General features: G+C 72.2%; 21 protein-coding genes and 2 rRNA genes. 10 read left to right on the top strand and 13 right to left on the bottom strand.

Features of this window, described 5'->3' with window-relative positions; translation table 11 throughout:
- Nucleotides 1-223: 223 nt before the first annotated feature.
- On the top strand, nt 224-481 hold the full coding sequence (locus tag ACFXPK_RS14920) for a hypothetical protein (RefSeq protein WP_384991545.1): 258 nt from the start codon (nt 224-226) through the stop codon (nt 479-481).
- Between the two features lie 67 nt (nt 482-548).
- Here ACFXPK_RS14920 and ACFXPK_RS14915 read toward each other — a convergent pair whose 3' ends face one another.
- The 3 genes from ACFXPK_RS14915 to ACFXPK_RS14905 are packed head-to-tail and all read right to left on the bottom strand — an operon-like array spanning nt 549 to nt 3684.
- Nucleotides 549-1403: a hypothetical protein gene (locus ACFXPK_RS14915; protein ID WP_384991548.1), complete on the bottom strand. Its 855-nt coding sequence runs from the start codon at nt 1401-1403 to the stop codon at nt 549-551.
- Nucleotides 1400-3223: a GMC family oxidoreductase gene (locus ACFXPK_RS14910; protein ID WP_384991550.1), complete on the bottom strand. Its 1824-nt coding sequence runs from the start codon at nt 3221-3223 to the stop codon at nt 1400-1402. Before ACFXPK_RS14910 ends, ACFXPK_RS14915 begins: the two co-directional genes overlap by 4 nt.
- Nucleotides 3220-3684 (bottom strand): hypothetical protein, encoded by a 465-nt coding sequence (locus ACFXPK_RS14905; RefSeq protein ID WP_385075319.1) that lies wholly within the window; start codon nt 3682-3684, stop codon nt 3220-3222. Before ACFXPK_RS14905 ends, ACFXPK_RS14910 begins: the two co-directional genes overlap by 4 nt.
- 309 nt (nt 3685-3993) lie before the next feature.
- Here ACFXPK_RS14905 and ACFXPK_RS14900 point away from each other — a divergent pair, with 309 nt between their 5' ends.
- Nucleotides 3994-5307, top strand: coding sequence for a glutamine synthetase (locus ACFXPK_RS14900; RefSeq protein ID WP_385075317.1), 1314 nt, complete (start codon nt 3994-3996; stop codon nt 5305-5307).
- Nucleotides 5308-5505: 198 nt separating this feature from the next.
- Here ACFXPK_RS14900 and ACFXPK_RS14895 read toward each other — a convergent pair whose 3' ends face one another.
- A complete protein-coding gene (locus ACFXPK_RS14895; RefSeq protein ID WP_384991558.1) occupies nt 5506-6642 on the bottom strand; it encodes a PQQ-dependent sugar dehydrogenase in 1137 nt (378 codons plus the stop codon).
- Nucleotides 6643-6879: 237 nt separating this feature from the next.
- Between ACFXPK_RS14895 and ACFXPK_RS14890 the strand changes: the two genes are divergently transcribed.
- Both ACFXPK_RS14890 and ACFXPK_RS14885 read left to right on the top strand, forming a co-directional pair.
- Nucleotides 6880-7209 (top strand): antibiotic biosynthesis monooxygenase family protein, encoded by a 330-nt coding sequence (locus tag ACFXPK_RS14890; protein WP_384991561.1) that lies wholly within the window; start codon nt 6880-6882, stop codon nt 7207-7209.
- 108 nt (nt 7210-7317) lie between these two features.
- Entirely contained in the window at nt 7318-7779 is a 462-nt protein-coding gene (locus ACFXPK_RS14885) for a pyridoxamine 5'-phosphate oxidase family protein (protein WP_385075314.1), read from the top strand.
- 65 nt (nt 7780-7844) lie between these two features.
- Here ACFXPK_RS14885 and ACFXPK_RS14880 read toward each other — a convergent pair whose 3' ends face one another.
- Nucleotides 7845-8504, bottom strand: coding sequence for a TetR family transcriptional regulator (locus tag ACFXPK_RS14880; RefSeq protein WP_385075311.1), 660 nt, complete (start codon nt 8502-8504; stop codon nt 7845-7847).
- Nucleotides 8505-8800: 296 nt separating this feature from the next.
- Here ACFXPK_RS14880 and ACFXPK_RS14875 point away from each other — a divergent pair, with 296 nt between their 5' ends.
- The 5 genes from ACFXPK_RS14875 to ACFXPK_RS14855 all read left to right on the top strand — a co-directional run bounded on the left by ACFXPK_RS14875 (nt 8801) and on the right by ACFXPK_RS14855 (nt 12896).
- The gene (locus ACFXPK_RS14875) at nt 8801-9577 is read left to right on the top strand and encodes an SDR family NAD(P)-dependent oxidoreductase (protein ID WP_385075308.1); all 777 of its coding nucleotides are present in this window, start codon (nt 8801-8803) and stop codon (nt 9575-9577) included.
- Between the two features lie 90 nt (nt 9578-9667).
- Nucleotides 9668-10603 carry a zinc-binding dehydrogenase gene (locus ACFXPK_RS14870; protein WP_385075305.1) on the top strand — a complete coding sequence of 312 codons (936 nt, stop codon included), beginning with the start codon at nt 9668-9670 and terminating at the stop codon, nt 10601-10603.
- A 236-nt stretch (nt 10604-10839) separates the two neighbouring features.
- A complete protein-coding gene (locus tag ACFXPK_RS14865; RefSeq protein WP_385075302.1) occupies nt 10840-11532 on the top strand; it encodes an ArsR/SmtB family transcription factor in 693 nt (230 codons plus the stop codon).
- Complete coding sequence (locus ACFXPK_RS14860; RefSeq protein ID WP_385075299.1) at nt 11529-12314, top strand: SRPBCC domain-containing protein; 786 nt, start codon at nt 11529-11531, stop codon at nt 12312-12314. Before ACFXPK_RS14865 ends, ACFXPK_RS14860 begins: the two co-directional genes overlap by 4 nt.
- A 9-nt stretch (nt 12315-12323) precedes the next feature.
- Nucleotides 12324-12896, top strand: a complete 573-nt coding sequence (locus tag ACFXPK_RS14855; RefSeq protein WP_384991578.1) for a dihydrofolate reductase family protein — start codon at nt 12324-12326, stop codon at nt 12894-12896.
- 48 nt (nt 12897-12944) lie between these two features.
- Here the strand turns inward: ACFXPK_RS14855 and ACFXPK_RS14850 are convergent, their stop codons facing one another.
- The 3 genes from ACFXPK_RS14850 to ACFXPK_RS14840 form a co-directional block, all read right to left on the bottom strand.
- Entirely contained in the window at nt 12945-13280 is a 336-nt protein-coding gene (locus tag ACFXPK_RS14850; protein WP_384991580.1) for a YnfA family protein, read from the bottom strand.
- Nucleotides 13281-13431: 151 nt separating this feature from the next.
- Nucleotides 13432-14211, bottom strand: a complete 780-nt coding sequence (locus ACFXPK_RS14845) for a MerR family transcriptional regulator (RefSeq protein ID WP_385075296.1) — start codon at nt 14209-14211, stop codon at nt 13432-13434.
- Nucleotides 14212-14275: 64 nt separating this feature from the next.
- Complete coding sequence (locus ACFXPK_RS14840; protein WP_384991586.1) at nt 14276-14737, bottom strand: GNAT family N-acetyltransferase; 462 nt, start codon at nt 14735-14737, stop codon at nt 14276-14278.
- Nucleotides 14738-15009: 272 nt separating this feature from the next.
- Here ACFXPK_RS14840 and ACFXPK_RS14835 point away from each other — a divergent pair, with 272 nt between their 5' ends.
- Nucleotides 15010-15762, top strand: a complete 753-nt coding sequence (locus ACFXPK_RS14835) for an SDR family oxidoreductase (RefSeq protein WP_385075293.1) — start codon at nt 15010-15012, stop codon at nt 15760-15762.
- A 99-nt stretch (nt 15763-15861) separates the two neighbouring features.
- Here ACFXPK_RS14835 and ACFXPK_RS14830 read toward each other — a convergent pair whose 3' ends face one another.
- The 5 genes from ACFXPK_RS14830 to ACFXPK_RS14810 form a co-directional block, all read right to left on the bottom strand.
- Entirely contained in the window at nt 15862-17085 is a 1224-nt protein-coding gene (locus ACFXPK_RS14830; RefSeq protein ID WP_385075290.1) for an N-acetylmuramoyl-L-alanine amidase, read from the bottom strand.
- Between the two features lie 163 nt (nt 17086-17248).
- Entirely contained in the window at nt 17249-18016 is a 768-nt protein-coding gene (locus tag ACFXPK_RS14825) for a hypothetical protein (RefSeq protein ID WP_385075384.1), read from the bottom strand.
- Nucleotides 18017-18054: 38 nt separating this feature from the next.
- A complete protein-coding gene (locus ACFXPK_RS14820) occupies nt 18055-19182 on the bottom strand; it encodes a hypothetical protein (protein WP_385075287.1) in 1128 nt (375 codons plus the stop codon).
- Between the two features lie 238 nt (nt 19183-19420).
- Nucleotides 19421-19537: ribosomal RNA gene (gene rrf / locus ACFXPK_RS14815) — 5S ribosomal RNA — on the bottom strand.
- A 133-nt stretch (nt 19538-19670) separates the two neighbouring features.
- Nucleotides 19671-19744: ribosomal RNA gene (locus ACFXPK_RS14810) — 23S ribosomal RNA — on the bottom strand; the annotation flags it as partial.

Below are 19744 nucleotides of genomic sequence, written 5' to 3'. Positions count from 1 at the left end.
TCCGGGAATGTGTTCGGAGGCGTGGCGTCACCGGATTGGCGCTGTGATCCAGCCCACATGACGGCTTCTCAGCACGGATCCTGCCTCGTGAGGAGAGGTGGATCACATGTGCAGGAGAGACCGATCCCTATCCTCACCGGCAACGAACACCAGGCTGAGAACGCTGTTCCGTACGAGGCTTGGAGGGCCTTTGCGTACTTCCCGTTCAACTCTGCGCTGGGGAATGACGACCGTGACCGCGGGGGCGATTGTGCTGATATCCGCGGGCGGCGCGACGGCGGCGCCCGTTTCCGCACCCGAGCGGGAACGGACGGCGGCGACCGCCGTTCCGCAGAATGCCTACCGAGGCGTTCAGGGGGCGAATTTCTGTCTGCTCTCCCGCTGCACCGTCGGTGATTCCGGCAGTGGCGGCTCCGCCGGACCGAGCAATACCCAGGGTGTCAATTTCTGTCTGCTGGCGCTCTGCACCGTGCGCCCCTGAACCGTACGGAACCGGACGGCGTCCTCAGGAGGACACCGTCCGGGCCGGGCCGCGCGGCGGCGTCCGGTCAGCCCGCGCGGGGGACGTAGTAGGGCCGGTTGTGGGCGGCGACGGGGGCCGACTGGTACGTCCACGCACCGGCGGCGGGGGTGTCGCCGACATGGGCGGTCAGGTCGGCGCCGACGGGCGAGGCCGGGTCGTGCACGGTCAGCTCCGCCCGCTCCGACGCGCCGGCCAGCGAGATGTACTGGTAGGGCTGGTAGACGTTCATGGGCCCGGCCAGCGGCCGGCCGGTGTCGTCGGTGCCGTAGCCGGTGATGGGCGTGTTGTTGACGGGGACGCGGGGCAGCCCGTCCAGATCGGCCCGGAAGGAGAAGAGCGCCCGGTCCTGCGGGTCGACGGCCGGGGCGCCGGGGGTGTGGGTGGCCTGCCCGCACGCGACGGTCCAGACGTCACCGGCCGGGCCGTTGAGCGAGGGAAGGGTCGTCCCGAACCAGGCGGGGTACTTTGGCTCTCCGTAGAGCCGCGTACCGGCCTCGATCGCCAGCGGGTTGTCGCACAGGACGTGGAGCCGGGCGATACCGAGCAGCTTGGTCTGGTCGTGGCCGTGGGCGTACTGCTCGTACGTGAGCCGGGCGAGGCGGTCGGCGCCGGTCGTGGGGTGCGCGACGATGCTGTACTCGATCTCCTGGGTGATGCCGCCGCCGTTCGGATACTGGGCGAAGTAGAGCTGGTAGTTGAGGGTGACGCAGGCCAGCCCGTCGAAGTCGGCGGCGGTCAGGTCCGGGTGGTGTTCGGCCAGCGTCTTGCGCACCGGCGCGGGATCGACGAGGAAGTCGAGGCCGATGTTGTGCAGGGCCCCGTAGTGGAAGGGCAGTTGGTACGGGGCGGCGACGGGCGGCAGCGAGAGAGGGTCGGTCATGGGGCGTCTGTCTCCTCCGAAGTGGCGTGGCCGGGAGCGTTCGCGGTGGCCGGCGGGTGGATCGTGACGCGCTCCGCGGACAGGTCGCGATGGATCTGTTCGGCACTGCGCAGGGTGATCGCGGCCATCGTGAGCGTCGGGTTGGACGTGCCGAGGGAGGGCATGCTGCCGCAGCCCACCACGTAGAGGTTGGGGTGGTCCCAGGCGCGCTGCCAGGAATCGACGACGGAGTCGGCGGGCCGCTCGCCCATGATGTGCGTACCGGCGCCGTGGCCCGCGCCCCGGTAGGCGTAGGGCCGGCCGCCGTACTCGAACCATCCGGGCTGGGACGGCCCCGACGCGTACCGGCTGTGGTCCTCCGCCCCGAGCAGGGCGAAGATCTCGTCGGACACCGACTTGGCCGCGGCGATGCCCTTCTTCACATGGTCGGACAGGTCGTAGGTCAGAACGGGGCGCGGGTTGCCCAGCGGGTCACGGTGGTGGGGGTCGAGCGTGACGCGGTTGGCGGGATCGGCGCTCTGCTCCATCTCGAACTGCAAGGCGAACTGCCGCCCGACGCGGTCCCCGACGGCCTGTCGCAGCTCCGTACCGAACAGTCCCCGTCCCCGGTTGAGGAGGGCGACGACCTCGTGGCCGGGCGGGCCCACGGCCCAGGTCCAGCCCCAGTTGCCGATCTCCACCCGGAACGGGGCGCGTACACCGCGGGCGGGGCCGAAACGGAACCCCTCCAGACCGGATGTCGAACCGGGCCCGCGGTAGGGGCCCGTCCGCTCCGGCATCAGGCCCCAGGTGAGCAGGACGGGGTGGTCCATCAGATTGCGGCCCACCTGGTCGCTGGAGTTGGCGAGGCCGGAGGTGAGCAGGAGGCGGGCGTTCTCGATCGCGTGCGCGGCCAGGACGACCGTCGTCCCCCGTGCCACCCGCCGGGTGACCGAGGAGGGCCGGGTGGGGTCGTCGTACCGCTGGTACTCGACTCCGGTGATCCGGCCGGCCGGGTCCGCCAGCAGGCGGCCGGCCACCGCGCGGGTGAGGAGGGTGACGTTCGGGCCCCAGCGTTTCTGGGTGCGCAGCGGGGTGTACTTCGCCCCCGTGGGGCAGACCGGGATACAACTGGCGCTGCCTTCGCAGACGGGGCCGTGCTCGGCGGTGGCCGCGCTGTTGCGTGCCTGGGGCGTCCCGACGACCCTCAGTTCGACGTGGCCGGGGTACGAGGGATCGGTGACCTTCCGTCCGTCGAGCCGCTCGGCCATGAGCCGGTCCAGGTGGCTCGCGGGTAAGGGCCGGTGCGCGAAGGTGTGGCCGTCCGCGAGCGGGAGACCGACGAGGTCCCGTTGTTCCTCCGGGTCGCCCGCGACACCCAACTCCTGTTCCGCGGCCCGGTAGTACGGTTCCAGCTCCGCGTAACCGACCGGCCAGTCACGGCCGTACCCGAAGTCCGAGGTGCGGAAGTCCTCCGGGTGCATCCGCGGCGCCAGCCCCGTCCACGCGGTGCCCGTACCGCCGTTGACGCGGAGATAGCCGCTCGCGTACGGCAGCCGGCCGTTCTGGAGGAAGTATCCGCCGGCCCGGTATCCGCCACCGGTGCGGCCACCGAGATCCGGTACGTCGGGGGACGGCACCAGGGGGTTCGGCGCGATCGCCGCGCCGGGGACCTTCGCCGCCGCGGACCGGAACCGTTCCGCGTCCGCCTCGGGCTCCCCGCCCAGGCCCGCCTCCAGGACCAGGACACTGCGGCCGCGGTCCCCCAACTGCCGTGCCACCAGCGATCCCGCGACCCCCGCGCCGACCACGATCACGTCGAAGTACCGTTCGCCGGTCAACGGCCCCCGCCTCCCGCCGTACCGGCCGGGACCTCGGCCCAGGTGCCGTGGCCGGGCTGGGCCGCGCCGGGCGCGTGGCCGCCGAAGGTGCGCCAGACCAGCCCGTGGGCGTAGGCCCGCCCGGACACCAGGGAGGGCGGGGCCCCGCCGTCGCCGCCCGTCGGCCCCGGCCACTCCCCCAGGTACCAGAGCCGGCAGACGGCCCGCGCGAGGTCACCCAGCCGTGCGTCGTCGTCCAGCGCCGTACGGGCGTCGGCCGTCGTCCCGGTCAGGGTGTCCACCAGCCGTGCGTAGAGGGCCGGTTCCACCCGCCGGGTGACCAGCTCCCGGTAGGTCCCGGCCATGCCGGTCTCCGTCAGTTCGGCGGTGTCGAACCCCGTCAGCAGGGCGGAGAGGGCCAGGAACCGCTCGGCCTCCTGGCCGGGACCGGCCGTGGTCCCGTACGGATCCGGCGCGTTCACCCGGTGTCCCGGCCCCGGTCGGCACTCTCGCCACCGATGATCAGCGCCATCGCTCACACCTTCCTTCGGGTCGCCCCCACGGGGCCCGGCCCATCAGCCGGGATCCCTACCTCCGCACGGGGCACTTCATGCGCCGGACCCTCGCCCGTCGTGCGGAGCCGGTGACGCAGAGCGACGTACGGGCGAGGCGGGCCCGCCCGCCGGGCGGATCGCGGTCCCACCGTCCTCGGAGAAGGGTGCATGATGCTGCCCATGAACGAACCGTCACGAAGCACCGATAGTTCTCACATCACCGCATTACATGACGAATTGGCACACGCCGGTGTGCGGACCGTCATCGGCGCCGTCGTCAACTCGGCGGGACTCACGCTCGCCAAGAGCGTCCCGGTCGCCCGGCTGGGCGCCTTCCACCGGAGCGGCATGGGCGCGGCCGGAGTCTGGCACGTGTTCTGCGCGGACGGGGCCATCGCGTTCACCGATTCGATCGGCGCGGTCGGGGACCTGCGGCTGCGACTGGACCTGGACGGGCTGCGCGACCTCGGCGGCGGCCTGGCCTGGGGACCGGCGGACTTCTTCGCGCAGTCGGGCGAACCGGACCCGCGATGCCCGCGCGGGCTGCTGCGTACCGTCGAGCGCCGGCTCGCGCAGGCCGGTCTGGAGGCGCGCGTGGGACATGAGCTGGAGTTCGTGCTGGTCGCACCGGACGGCTCGGCGCTGGAGGACACCTCGTGGGTGCCGTACGGCGTCACCGGTCTGCTGGACCGCGAGAGCCTGCTCGCGGATCTGCTCGCCGCGACGGACGCCGCCGGTATCGGTATGGAGCAGATGCACTGCGAGTACGGCCGTCACCAGTTCGAGTTCTCTCTCTCGCCGGTCGCGCCGGTCGCCGCCGCCGACGCCGTGGTGCTGGCCAGGACCCTGGTCGGCCGGGTCGTCCGGCGCCACGGGCTGCGGGCGTCGTTCTCCCCCGTCCCGTTCCCCGGACACCTCGGCAACGGCGCTCACCAGCACTTCTCGCTCACCCGCGACGGCCTGAGCCTGTTCGCGGGCGGTACGGGGCCGCACGGGATGACGGCCGAGGGCGGCGCGGCCATCGGCGGTGTCGTGCGCGGACTGCCCGAGGTCCAGGGGCTCCTGACCGGCTCGGTCCTCTCCGGCGAGCGCCTGGCACCCGGCCGGTGGGCGGGCGCCCACGCCTGCTGGGGGCTGGAGAACCGTGAGGCCGCCGTACGTTTTCTGCGGGACGGCCCCGGCAATCCGCACGGGGCGAACTTCGAGGTGAAGGTCATCGATCCGTCCGCGAACGTCTACACCGCCTCGGCCGCGGTGCTCGCACTCGCCCTGGAGGGCATCACGACGGGGGCACCGCTGCCGGCGGAGGTCGCCGACGACCCGGTGACGCCGCCCGCCGGCCGGCAGGGGGCGGCGGCGCCGGTCGCCGTGCTGCCGCACGACATCCCCGCCGTGATCGACCTGCTCGACAAGTCGCCACTGGCCCGCCGGCTGGTGGGTGACGGGATCGTCGACACGACGGTGGTGACCCGGCGTCACGAACAGACCCACCACGCGGAGAAGACACCGGAGGAACGCGCCGAACTGCTGCGCCTCGCCTGGAGCGTGTAGGGGCCCTGCCGAGGGAGCGCCGGCGCCCAGGGCGCGGTGCGACGTGACCGCCGCGCCGTCGGGCCCGCTCGGGGCCCTGTCCGCGCCCGCACCCCCGGGGCCCCGGGCGGCGTCACCGTCGAGGCGACACCTCCGGAGCCCCGAGAGCCCACGCGTACAGCTCAACTCAGTTGATCCGAACGGCACTTCCCGCGGCGATCACGCCGGGTCGATACGGGAGACGCCGCCACCGATACCGAGGACGTACAGCTCGCCGTCCCCTCCCTGCACGAAGGAGATGACCTCGCCGCCGTTGACTCCGAGGTCGCTCTCGCCGGTCACCTCGCCGTTCTCCACCCGCAGGGCGCGGACGGTGCCGTCGCAGTAGTCGCTGAACAGGTACTGCCCTTCGAGTTCCGGGATCGCGTCGCCGCGGTAGACGTATCCGCCGGTCACCGAGCAGCCGAGACCGTTACGGTCGTACTCGTGGATCGGCGGTACGTGGTTCGCGGGCTCCGTGCCGCCCCGGAAGGGGTGGTTGCCCTCCATCTGCGACCAGCCGTAGTTCTCGCCGCCCTCGCTGTCCGCCGGGGCCCAGTCGATCTCCTCCCACTCGCTCTGGCCCACGTCGCCGATCAGCAGGTCGCCCGTGCCCGCGTCGAAGGAGAACCGCCACGGGTTGCGCAGCCCGTACGCCCAGATCTCGTCCCGGGCGTTCGGAACGTCCACGAAGGGGTTGTCCGACGGAATCGCGTACGGCTCGCCGCCGCTCGGGTCGATCCGCAGCATCTTGCCGAGCAGGGTGTCGAGGTTCTGCCCGTTGCCGTGCGGGTCTCCGCCCGAGCCGCCGTCGCCGAACGCGATGTAGAGGTAGCCGTCGGGGCCGAACTGGATGTCCCCGCCGTTGTGGTTGGCGTACGGCTGCGTCTGGGTGAGGACGGTGCGCCGGGTGTCCGGCTGGATCCCGCCGTCCCGTACGGCGAACTCGTCCACGGTGCTGGTGCCTTCGAGGTCCGTGAAGGAGATGTAGAAGTGCGCGAACTCCTTGTCGAACGCGACGCCCAGCAAGCCGCGTTCACCGTCGGTGGTGGTCTCGTCGGATATGTCGAGGACGGGCTCACCGAGCCCCTGGTCGTCCAGAACCCTTACGGTGCCCGCGCGTTCGGCTATCCAGACGGTGTCACCGGGACCGGCGGCGCCGGCGATGGGATTCTGGGCCCTGGCCACCTCCGTGAGCACGACCTCCGCTCCCTGGTGCGGAGTTGTCCGCTCGTCGGCCGAAGCCGAGGACAGGGCGAGGGAGGCGATGAGGCAGATGGTGCCGATGATCGCCGAGCTTCTGGTGCGAACTTTCACCGTGAGCCTCCTAGAGGCGGCGAATGGGGGGAACCCGGCTGCGTGGGGCAGAGTGGTGTGGGTGTCGCCCGCGCCAGCGCGCAACCTGGGTGGGGGGATTGTGTGCTACTGGCTCCGGCTGAGAGTACAGGGGCAGGAGCGCTTGGAGTAGACCAATGCTCCGTATCGGGCGGGATCCCACCAGCGGCGCACGAGCCGCTCCTCGTCCGCGTCCCGCCGTGCGGCAGTATGGGGCGCATGAGCGTAGTCAAGATCAACGTACTGACCGTCCCCGCCGAGCAGCGCGAGACGCTGGAGAAGCGCTTCGCGTCCCGTGCCCACGCCGTGGAGAACTCCGACGGATTCGAGTGGTTCGAACTCCTCCGCCCCGTCGAAGGCACCGACAGCTACCTCGTCTACACGCGCTGGCGGGACGAGGAGTCCTTCCAGGCATGGATGGAGGGCCCCATGAAGGCGGCCCACCGGGGCGGCGGCGAGGCCGGCGGCGAGCGCCCCAAGCCTGCCGCGAGCGACTCCGCCCTCTGGTCCTTCGAGGTCGTGCAGCAGGCGGCGCCGGCGGACTCGTAGGACCTCGGGGAGGGGCGCCCCGACCACGGACCGAGGGGGCCGTCGGTCGCCGGGAGTAGGTCCCGCGCCTCAGGCGCGCTCCGTGCCCCCCGGCTAGGGTCGGCCCTCATGGAGACCACGGGAGTCGTCGGCCGCCGGACGGCGGAGCGCACGCGCGACACGCTGGCGCGGCTCGTCGCCGAGCGGGACGTCTGGGTGTCGACGGCTCACCCCGATCACGGGCCGCACCAGGTGCCGCTGTGGTTCCTGTGGGACGGACGGGCGGTGTGGATGTGCACCGGCGCCACCTCCGCGACCGCGCGGAACGTCCGCCGGGAGCCGCGCGTGCGCCTGGCGCTGCCGGACACCTTCGACGTGGTGCTCCTCCAGGGTGCGGCGGAGTGCTTCCCCGACCGGCAGGTGCCCGCGGACGCGGCGGAGGCGTTCGCCGGCAAGTTCGGGTGGGATCCGCGGGCGGAGGACGGGGCCTTTCTGTACGTACGCGTGGTCCCGAGGACGGTGCGCGCCTGGCGCGGCGAGCCGGAACTCCGCGGGAGAGTCATCATGCGCGACGGGACATGGCTGGACTGACGTCCCGGCCCCGCCCCACCGCCCCGCCCCGCGCACACCGCACGCCCCGCTCCCCCGTTCGCGGCTCACACCGTGGTGTCGAGCCCCGTGGGGTCGAGCCCAGGGGTGTCCAGCCACGTCTGCAGGAGGTCGCAGAGCGGGGCAAGTTCGCCGTCCAGCTCCGGGAGGAGCGCGGGGGACGGTGACGGTTCGGGGAGCCAGCTCCGCAGCACCGCGAGGAACGCCGCCTGTACGGCGCCGCCGATGCTCTGGGCCATCACACCGCTCTCCGGTATGCCGTGCCGGCGGGCGACGAACCCGGTGACGGCCGCCGCCCAGCTCAGCCAGTGCGCGGACTCCTCCGAGCGCAGGTCGGGAGAGCTGTCGAGAAGCGCGAAGCGTTCCATCCACAGGCTGGAGTCCTCGATGGACAGCGCGAGGTTCCTGACCACGCAGGCGCGGACGGCGCGCATCGTCGGCTCTGCGGGGTCCGTGGCGTCGAGCAGGTCGGAGAGACGCCGGGTGTGGAGGTCGAAGGTGCCCCAGACGATCTCCGACTTCGTCCCCCAGTAGCGGAACACACTCGTCCGGCTGACCCCGCTCGCCTCGGCGATCATCGGGATCGTGGTCGCCCCGTAACCGTGGTCGAGGAAGAGGCGGATCGCGACGCGCTCGATCTCCTCGCGGGACGACACCGCGGGCCGGCCGGGTGACCGCCGTCGCGGCGGCGGTGGGGTCGCGTGCATGCCCGTCCTGTCCCCCGCCCCTGTCAGGGGGCGAGTACATTGTGATACTCAGTACCAGAATAGAAGGCGCACCTCGTCGCGGTGCTGAAGGGACCGTACTCGACGGAGGGAGGAGCCCCCGTGGAACAGGACACCGCACGGGACGGGACAGCGCCCGCCCCGCCGTCCGCGGCCCCGGTGGCGGCCGGCCTCGTCACCGGGGAGCGAACCCGCGAGGGGACGGGCCGCGCCCGCGCCCCGCGAGGCACCGCACGGGACGGGACGGCGCCCCGCAGCAAGCGAAAGAGAGAGCGACCATGCAACTCGACGGCAAACGCACCATCGTGACCGGCGGTTCCCAGGGCATCGGCGAGGCCACCGTGCGCGCCTTCGCGCGGGAGGGCGCGCGGGTGTGGTCGCTCGACCTCACCCAGGACGCCGGTGAGCGCGTCGCGGCCGAGGCGACGGCGGAGGGCCCCGGCACGGTCACGTTCCGTCGCGCCGACATCGCCGACAAAGACGCCGTCGACGCCGCGTTCGACGAGGCGGTCGGCGCGCTCGGCGGCCTCGACGTGCTGGTCAACGTGGCCGGCCTGCAACGCAGCTCGCCCGCCGCCGAGATCACCGACGAGCTGTGGGAGACCGTCTTCCGGGTCAACGTCCTGGGGACGATCCACACCAACCAGGCGGCCCACCGGGCCATGCGGCCGGGCGGCGCGGGCGCGATCGTCAACTTCGGCTCGATGTCCGGGTTCACCGGCGAGCTGACCAACGCCACCTACGGGGCGTCGAAGGCCGCCGTCCACACCTGGACGCGCACCGTGGCCCGCGAGTGGGGACCGGACGGGATACGGGTCAACGCCGTGCTCCCGTACGTCAACACCCCGATGTTCGACAAGTACCGCGGCTCGCTCACCCCGGAGGAACTCCTGGCGTACGACGCGGAGATCGCGAAGTCGATCCCGCTCGGCGGCAGGTTCGGCGACGCCGACACCGATCTCGCGCCCGTGCTGGTGTTCCTCGCGAGCGACGCGTCGCACTTCATCACCGGGCAGCTCCTGCCCGTCGACGGCGGACTGACCAGCGTCCGCTGACGGCCACCACCGGCCCGGCGGGTCCGCCACCGTCACCACGGTGCGCTCCCGCCCGGCCACCACGTACCACCAGAGGAAGAAGAAACACCCATGAGGGCATGGCAGTTCACCGGTGTGAACGAACCGCTGCAGCTCGTCGAGCTGCCCGTACCGACCCCGGCCGCGGGCGAGATCGTACTCGCCGTCAAGGCGGCGGGAATCTGTCACAGCGACGTCAGTTTCATCGACGGCACGATCACCTCGCTGCTCGGGCACGTCCCGATCACGCTCGGCCACGAGACCGCCGGGGTCGTCACCGCCGTCGGTGAGGGCGTCACCGGCTTCGCCGTCGGCGACCGGGTCGGCGTCCCGGCCACCACCGAGGGGCCGGGCACCGCGGTCGACGGCGGATTCGCGGAGTACGTGGCGGTGGAGGCGCGGCTCGCCGTCCGGGTACCCGACGCCGTCGGCTTCGAACAGGCCGCGCCCGCCATGGACGCGGCGCGGACGGCCTACCGCGCCGTCGAGACGTTCGGCCATGTCGAGGCCGGGATGAACGTCGGCATCATCGGCTTCGGCGGTCTCGGCTCGCTCGGCGCGCAGATCGCGAAGGCCGTCGGGGCCACCGTGTACGTGGCCGAGGTGAACGAGTCCGCCTGGGACCGGGTCAGGGAACTCGGGGTGGGCGGCGTCTCCGCCGACATCCGGGACTTCGAGGACGCCGGACTGGACGTCGTCATCGACTTCGCCGGGTTCGGTACGACGACCGCCTCCGCCGTGGACGCCGTCAAGCACGGCGGCCGGATCGTGCAGATCGGCCTGGCCCGGGAGACGGCGACGATCTCCATGCAGAAGATCACGATGAAGGAGATCACCCTCGTCGGAGCGTCCAACGGCGAGAAGTCCGAGGCGGAGGCCGTCCTCGGCCTCCTCGCCACCGGGGCGCTGCGCTCCCACACCGTACCGATCTCGTTCGAACAGATCCCCGAGTACATCGGCAAGCTCACGACCGGCGAGCTGCCCGGACGCGCCGTCGCCCTGCTGTAGCGGCGGGAGCGCCTTCCGTAGTGGCGGGCGTGCCGTAGTGGCGGGCCTGCCGCAGCGGCGGGAAACCGGCCGCCGGAACGGGCCGGGGGCCGCCGGGATCCACACGCGTGTCGCATCCCGGGCGGCTCCTGGCCCGGGCCGCCGCCCACAACGACGCCGAACGGTGCCGGGCGACGAGTTCCACCGACAATAAAATCCACCTTGACAAAAAATCTCGTCGGTCGCATCCTGGAACGGTGCTGGATGTCGCCGTGATCGAAGAACCCGCCGCGGCCGAGGCGTCCCTGGACCCCATACGGTCCCGGATCCTCGCCGCCCTCGCCGAGCCCGGCTCGGCCGCCATGCTGGCGGCCCGGCTGGGGCTGCCCCGGCAGAAGGCCAACTACCACCTCAAGGAACTGGAACGGCACGGACTGGTCGAGCTGTCCGAGGAGCGCCGCAGGGGCAGCGTCACCGAGCGGGTGTACCGCGCCACCGCCGCCTCGTACGTGATCTCCCCCAGCGCCCTGGCCGCCGTCAGCCCGGATCCCGCCCGCTCCCCCGACCAGCTCTCCGCCCGCTGGCTGCTGGCGCTGGGGTCCCGGCTGGTGCAGGAGGTCGGCACGCTGCTGACCGGTGCCACCCGGACCGGGCGGCGCCTCGCCACGTTCGGCGTCGACGCCGAGGTACGGTTCGCCTCCGCCGCGGACCGTACGGCCTTCGCCGGCGAACTGGCCCAGGCGGTGGCGACCCTCGTCGCCCGCTACCACGACGAGTCCGCCCCGGAAGGCCGGGATCACCGTGTCGTGGTCGGGCTCCACCAGATCCCCGCCCCACAGCCCGGCGCGCCCGGGGACAACGCCACCGACGGTGCGGCCGGACCGCCGCCGCGACGCCCCGGGGGAACGCCCGGCGCCCGCCCCGGAGCAGGACAGGACGGCACACCATGACGCACCCGTTCGAGATCGAGCTGGAGACGACCCTGCCGGCCGGCCCGGACCAGGTCTGGGAGGCGATCGCGACAGGACCGGGGATCGACTCCTGGTTCATGGGCCGCAACGAGATCGAGGCGCGCGAGGGCGGTGTCGCCGCCATGACCACCGGAGGCCACCGGGAGGAGGCGGTGATCACCGCGTACAAACCCGGCGAGCGCTTCGCCACCCGTACGTCCACCGCCGAGGACGGCCGGTTCATGGCCTTCGAGTACCTGGTCGAGGGGCGGGACGGCGGCAGCACCGTACTCCGTGTCGTGCACAGCGGACTCCTCGGCGACGACTGGCAGGACGAGTACGACGCGCTGCGCCGTGGCTGGCCCTTCCATCTCCACACCCTCCGCGAGTACCTGACCCACTTCCCCGGCCGCGGCGGCGTGCCGGTCTTCGCCATGGCACCGGCGGACGGGCGGTCGGAGCGGGAGATCCGGGCGGCGCTCGTCCACGGGCTGTCGCTGCCGGACCCGCCTGTCGTGGGCGGCCGGGCGCATGCCGAGCCGGCCGGTCTGCCGCCCCTGGACGGCGAGGTGGTCTGGTCCGACGACGAGCGCGTGGGGATCCGTACCGCCGACGGGCTCTACACCTTCCACCACGGCTCCGGCATGGCGTTGATCTTCCACCACCTGTTCGGACCGGACACGGGGCAGGCCGAGGCCGCCTGGCAGCGGTGGCTCGCCGGGCTCCTCGGCCAGGGCCTCCCGCACTCCCGGCCGCCCCGCCCCACCGACACGAGGAACTGAGGACATCCGATGCGTACCCTGATCAGCACCGCCTTCATCTCGCTCGACGGCGTCATGGAGGCGCCCGGCGGCGAACCGGGCTACCGCAACGCCGGATGGACCTTCAAGGACATCGACTTCGTCCCCGAGGCTTTCGACCTCAAGGGACGGGAGCAGAGCGAGTCCACCGCGCTCCTGCTGGGCCGGGTCAGCTACCAGGCCTTCAGCCCGGTCTGGCCCGGCATGGAGGAGTTCGCCGGGTACCGGGCGATGCCGAAGTACGTCGTCTCCACCACCCTCACCGACGACGACCTGGTCCCGGACTGGGGCGACACCACGATCCTGCGCTCGCCCGACGAGGTGGCCGCCCTCAAGGAGACCGAGGGCGGCCCGATCATCCTCCACGGCAGCGCCTCTCTCAACCACGCCCTGTCGGACGCGGGCCTGATCGACCGCTACCACCTGCTCGTCTTCCCGCTGCTCCTCGGCGCGGGAAAGCGCCTGTTCAGCGCCGCGGACAAGGACACCCAGAAGCTGAAGCTGGTCGAGTACGAGGCGTACTCCAACGGCCTGCAGAAGAACGTCTTCGACGTCGTCCACTGACCGGGCCCGCCGGGCGGCGCTCCGCCCGTCCCCCGGGGACGGTCCGGGTCAGTGACCCCGGGGCGCGTACATGATGACCGCCATCCCGGCCAGGCAGACCAGGGCGCCGATGACGTCGAAGCGGTCGGGGCGGTAGCCGTCGGCGACCATGCCCCAGGCGATCGAACCGGCGACGAAGATACCGCCGTAGGCGGCGAGGATACGGCCGAAGTTGTCGTCGTTCTGGAAGGTGGCGACCACGCCGTACAACCCCAGCGCGATCACACCGGCGCCGATCCAGATCCACCCCTTGTGCTCACGGATCCCCTGCCAGACCAGCCAGGCACCTCCGATCTCGAACAGGGCGGCGGCGACGAACAGGGCGAGGGAGCGGGCGACGAGCACGGGAAGGTCTCTCTGGGTCGGAGGATCAGAACGTCGGAAGAGCGTCGGAAGCGGTACGGAACTCATGGCCGCGGTGCGGGCCGGACCGACGCAGTACGGGCCGGACGGACGCGGTACGGGGTGAACGGAGGCGGTACGAGGGCGGGGCGCGTCAGGCGGCCGGGCCGAAGAGGTCCATCAGCGGCGCGGTGCCTTCGGTGGGCGCCCGGACCTCCAGGTGCAGATACGGGCCGTCGAGGTGGAGGCGGAAGTCGAGGAACGGGCAGCACCGCTGTTCGGCGGCGGCCAGTTCGGCCACCCGCGCCGTCCGGTCGACGGGCAGCGTCAGCCGCAGCCCCTCGGGCAGCGGGGCCCGCACGGCGCCGTCGACCGCCTCGCGCCACTGGGCGACGCGTTCGCGCGCGCCCGCGCCGGTCAGCGAGCAGGCCACCGGCACCGTACGCCACCGCTCCGCCTCGCCGGCGGCGGCCCCGTGGCCGGGCGCGAGCGCGACATCCACCGGCCGCCCGCCCCGGGCCGGCGATGCCGGGGAGAGGAAGCCGCACCCCGGATCGCAGCGGCCGGTGCGGTCCGGCAGCGCGTCGAGATGGGCCAGCGCGTCGTGGAGCGAGGCGGTGAACGCCGCCAGTTCGGCGGTACGGGCCTCGGCCTCGGCCAGCCGGGCGGCGATCCTCGGCCGCAGGTCCGCCTTCACCTCCCCGCAGGCTCCGGCCTCCCACACCCGGAGCAGCTCGCCGATCGCCTCCAGCGGCAGCCCCAGGTGCTTGGCCGCGCCGATGAACGCCAGCCGGTCGAGCGAGTCCTCCCCGTACACCCGGTAGCCGGAGGGGGTACGGTCCGCGGGCAGCAGCCCCTCCCCCTCGTAGAAGCGCAGCGTGGTGGCCGGCACACCGCTGCGCCCGGCGAGCTGGGAGATCCGCATGAAGGTCACACCGTCGACGGTAGACCTTCCACCCGGCTCGAAGGTCAAGCGGGACCGGCGGCGGAAGGGCCCGTCAGTGGTCGGCGTCGAGGACGAGCATGACGTGCTCGTTCTCGCCGTGCCGGATCGTCCCGGTACGCCGGAAGCCGTGCTTCTCCAGCAGCCGTACCGAGCCGGTGTTGCCGAGGAAGGGATCGGCGTGGAGCGGCCGGTTCTTCTCCCGCTCCAGGAAGAGCGCCAGCGCCCGCGTGCCGATGCCCCGGCCCCAGTACTGCCGGCCCAGCCAGTACCCGAGGAAGCGCCGGTCCTCGTCCCACCACGCCACCAGATTGCCCGCCAGCTCTCCGTCGACGGTGACGGCCTGCACGAAGACGCCCGGATTCCCGAGGACCTTCGTCGTCCAGTGCGTCATGAAGGCGTCCCGTTCCCGGGGAACGAACCGCGACCGCCGCGCGGCCTCCTGGTCCTGCTCCTGTGCGAAGAACTCCTCCAGATCGGCCGGTCCCGCATCTCTCAGACACACCTGTTCGCTCATGACACGGATTCTGCCACCGGCCACTGACAGTCCCCCGGCGGCGGCCGGGGCGCATGTCACATCGGCGGGGGACGCTCCGTCGTACCCCTGTCCGCACCGGCACCCCCAGCGGCCCCGCTGTGGTGTCGGGCCCGCCCGGCGGGGTGGAGGACACACAATGACGTCCCGTCACGAATACGGGAAACAAGGCACACACGGCGAACACGAAGAAAGCGACGAACGCGACCGTAACGGCGTCGGCATGACGGCGTGAGCGCGGAGAAGAGGGTGGCATGCGGGTAGCGGTGGCAGGCGGGACCGGGCTGGTCGGCCGGTTGGTGGTCGAGGAACTGGCCGCGGCAGGACAGGAGCCGGTGGTGCTGGCGCGGTCACGCGGTGTGGACCTCGTCGCGGGCACGGGGCTCGACGCGGCCATGGCGGACGTGGAGGTCGTCGTCGACGTGAGCAATGTGACGACCATGAGCCGGAAGAAGGCCGTCCCCTTCTTCGACAGCGTCGGCCGGCATCTCCTGGAGGCCGGTGAACGGGCGGGTGTACGCCACCACGTGGCCCTGTCGATCGTCGGTGTCGACCGGGTCGGGCACGGCTACTACCAGGGAAAGCTGCGTCAGGAGGAGGTGGTGAAGGCCGGTCCGACGCCGTGGACGGTGGTACGGGCCACGCAGTTCCACGAGTTCGCGGAGCAGACCCTCGGCCTGTTCCCGAAGCCGCTCGCGGTGGTGCCCCGGATGCGGACCCAGCCGATCGCGGCCCGCGAGGTGGCCCGGCATCTCGCCCGTCTCGCGTCGGGGCCCGCGCAGGGCATGGCGCCCGAACTCGCCGGACCCCGGGTCGAGCAGCTCGTCGACATGGTGCGCCGTCTGCTGCGGGCCGGACACGAGCGGCGCCTGCTGGTGCCGGTCAAGGTCCCCGGCGCCGTGGGCGCGGCCATGGCGGGCGACGGCCAGCTTCCGACCGGACCGGGCCCCCGGGGCAGCCAGACCTTCGACGAATGGCTCGCGCGGCGGACCCCACGGGGTAAGTGACGACGCCGAGCCGCGCCCGGAGGCGGTCCGGTCGTGAATCCGGGGGCCGGAGGGGCGGGGCGCCCGCGTCGCGAGGGACACGGGCGCCTCCGACGCCGGTCAGCCGATCCGGTCGGCCACCTGCTCGCGCAGGCCGGGGAGGAGTTCGTAGAGCTTGCCGCCCGGGCAGGCCGTCACGTTCACGTCCCGGTGGCTGGAGATGACCGGCACGTCGAGCACCGTGCCGGTCGGGTGCGGGTTGGTGCCGCCTCCGCCGGCCGACACGAGCTGCGTGGTGCCTTCGGGGTTCAACTGGTACTGGCCGCCCTTCCAGGCGAGCAGGTCGGCCAGGCTGTCGACCATGGCCGTGGTCGGCTTCGGGTCGGGCCCGGTGTCCTCGCCGCCTTCGCTGTTGTCCGGCTCGAAGTTGCCGAGCATCGCGACACCGAAGGTGTTGGTGTTGAAGCCGGACGCGTGGCCGCCGAGGACGGCGGGGATCGCGGTGCCGGGGCGCATCTCGACGGAGCCCTTGCGGCCTTCCCAGATGCCGCCGAAGCGGTCGACGATGAAGTGGTAGGGGAAGTCGCCGTAGCCGAGGACCAGAATGTGCTGGACGTAGATGCCGTTGATGATCTGCGGCACCTGCTCCTGGGTGTAGGAGTTGTTCCCCGTCACGGTGTGGTGGACGAGGGCCGCCTTGATCGACGCCTGCGTCTTGTACCCGGGGTCGGCGAGGCTCTCGTCCGCGCCCCAGTCCTCGCGCGGCTTCACGTCCGGCTGCGCCGCCTGCGCGACCCGCGCGGAGCGGGACCGGCTGCTCGACGACGGGACGGCGGGGCTCCGGGCCGGGTCGATGAACGACAGCCGCAGGTCCTGCGGCAGGCCGCCCTTCGGAGAGGTGAGGCGGACCTCCACCCCGTCCGCGTCGTCGGTGTAGAAGGCGGGCGCGCCGGCCCGCTTCGCCTCCTCGGCCACACCCTCTTCCAGCTCCAGCGGGACCTCTTGCCACGCCCCCCAGGCACCGTCGCGGTGGACCCGCGTCTCGGCGGTCAGCCCGCTGTCGACGGCGGACTGCTTCTTCCAACTGAGGCCGATGGAGGAGAAGTTCTTCCTGGTGATCTCTCCGGTGGAGAACACCGTCCCGGTCTGTGCCGCGGCCTTCGCCGACAGGGCGCCCGAGGGCTTGCCGGCGCCGTCGGTGAGCGTGGCCTCTTCGACCTGGGGGGAATGTGCCGCCGTGGCCTCGATCGCCGTCGCCGCGGTACCGGTACCGGCGACGGCGAGAGGCGCCGTCAGGGAGACCACACCGAGGGCAACCGCGGGGATCGTCTTACGAAAACGCATGAACTTCCCTATGTCGTAACCATGCCTCAAGGGGCGGCACGAGAAGGGGGGGGGGGCGTGGCTGTAGGGCGGGGCCCCCCGCGGGCCCCCCCCCCCGCGGGGCCCACACCCGACGGGGGGGGGACCCCCGGCGGGGGTCCCCCCCACTGCTGTCAGCCGCCGCTCAGCGCTTGTCGTCCTCGTCGGGGACGACGATGTCCTCGTCGACGAGCGCGTCCGTGTCCGCGTCGTCCACCGGCGGGGCGGCGGCCGCGGCCGCTTCCTCACCGCGGGTCGCGGGCGCGGTGCCACTCCCGGACTCGGGCTCGTCCTCGCCCATGGCGTCGACGAACTCGACCCCGTCCAGCTCGGCGAGCCGGTCGGAGGCGTCGGTCGCCCCGTCCTTGTCCGCCTCGATGGTCTTGCCGAACCACTCGCGCGCCTCGTCCTCACGCCCCGCCGACAGCAGGGCGTCGGCGTACGCGTAGCGCAGACGCGCGGTCCACGGCTGTACGGAGTGGGACGCCAGCTCGGAGCTCTGGAGGGTGACGATGGCGGCGTCGATCTGCCCCATGTCCCTGCGCGCACCGGCCGCGACGAGCCGCATCTCGACCTGTCCCGCCTTGTCGAGCTTCTGCACCTCGGGTTCGCCGGCCATGGCCATCGCCCGCTCGGGGCGGCCGAGACCACGCTCGCAGTCGGCCATCACGGGCCACAGCTCCACGCTGCCGGTCATCCGCCGCGCCGCCCGGAACTCGGCCAGCGCCTCCGCGTACTTCTGCGTCGCGTACGCGGCGAAGCCGGCGGCCTCGCGTACGGCGGCGACACGCGAGGCGAGCCGCAGGGCGATCCGCGAGTACGCGTACGCCTGCTCGGGCTCCTCGTCGATGAGCTGGGCGACCATGACGAGGTTACGGGCGACGTCCTCGGCGAGCGTCTTGGGCAGGCTCATCAGCTCCTGCCGCACGCTCTTGTCGATCTCGTCGCCGGTCACGTCGTCCGGGATCGGCAGCCGCTTGATGGGCTCGCGGTCACGGTCCCGGTCGTCACGCCGCTCGTACCCGCCGCCGCGATTGTCGTCCCGGCCGCGGTATCCGCCCCGGTCGCCACCGCGGTCGTCACGCCGGCCGTAGCCACCGCCACGGCTGTCGGTACCCCGGTCGTCACGGCGAGGACCGGCGGGCCGGCCGCCACGGTCGTCCCGCCGGAAGCCACCGGACCGGTCGTCACGGCGCGGAGCGCTCGAACGGTCATCACGCCTGTCGTCACGGCGGTCATCACGGCGGAAGCCACCGGACCGGTCATCGCGACGCGGAGCACTGGACCGGTCATCGCGACGGTCGTCACGGCGGTCATCGCGGCGCGGACCGCTCGGACGCTCGTCGCGCCGGTCGTCACGGCGGAAAGCGGGCCGGTCGCCACGGTCGTTGTCACGGCGGGGACCGGAGAAGGGCCGGTCATCGCGGCGCGGACCGCTCGAACGGTCGTCACGCCGGTCGTCACGGCGGAAGCCACCGGACCGGTCGTCACGACGGGGAGCACTGGACCGGTCGTCACGACGGTCATCGCGGCGCGGACCGCTCGGACGCTCGTCACGCCGGTCGTCACGACGGAAAGCGGGCCGGTCGCCACGGTCGTTGTCACGACGGGGACCGGAGAAGGGCCGGTCGTCACGACGGTCATCGCGACGGAAGGCGGGCCGGTCGTCACGGCGCGGACCGCTCGGACGGTCGTCGCGGCGGTCGTCGCGGCGGAAGCCACCGGGCCGGTCATCGCGACGCGGCCCGCTCGAACGGTCATCACGCCTGTCGTCACGGCGGTCGTCACGGCGGTCGTCACGGCGCGGGCCACTGGGCCGGTCGTCACGGCGGGCGTAACCGCCACCGCCGCCACGGTTGTCACCGCCGGCCGGTCGGCCACCACGGTCGTCACGGCGACCGTAGCCACCGCCGCCACCGGAACCAGAACCGGAGGAGCCGGAGCCGAAACGGGAACCCGAGCTGGGACGGCCGCCACGGTCGTCATCGCGACGCGGCCCGCTGGGCCGGCCGTCGCGCGCACCACGGAACCCGCCGCCGCGCTGGTCGTCGCGACGCGGTCCTCGATCGCGATCGTCACGGCCGCCACGGAAGCCGCCCCGGTCGCCGCTGTCACTGCGGCGCGGGTCGCGCTCAGGACGGTCGTCGGAGGAATTGGGGGACATCGGTTGGGCTCCTGTCTTCGGGTACCGCAGCCATTCTCGCGCAGTCGGGGTGCCGACGAGCACTTCGGGAGGGTGGCTTCGGGTAATAGAGGGCAAAACAAAAAAGGACCCGTAGCCCAGCGTGAACGCTGGACCACGGGTCCTTGAAAGATTGTTCGGCGGCGTCCTACTCTCCCACAGGGTCCCCCCAGCAGTACCATCGGCGCTGTGAGGCTTAGCTTCCGGGTTCGGAATGTAACCGGGCGTTTCCCTCACGCTATGACCACCGAAACCCTATCGGGCCATCCCAAAAAATCGGGATATCGGCACTTAGCGAACAAGCACACTCTTCAATTGAGTTCATACTGGTTCAACCGGTGCGACTGTTCGCAACCCGGGAACCACACAGTGGACGCGAGCAACTGAGGACAAGCCCTCGGCCTATTAGTACCAGTCAGCTCCAACCGTTACCGGTCTTCCACATCTGGCCTATCAACC

Source organism: Streptomyces sp. NPDC059142 (assembly GCF_042755665.1).
Classification (GTDB): Bacteria; Actinomycetota; Actinomycetes; order Streptomycetales; family Streptomycetaceae; genus Streptomyces.
Note: the sequence above shows the minus strand (reverse complement) of the source record. Positions and strands in the feature narration are given on the sequence as shown.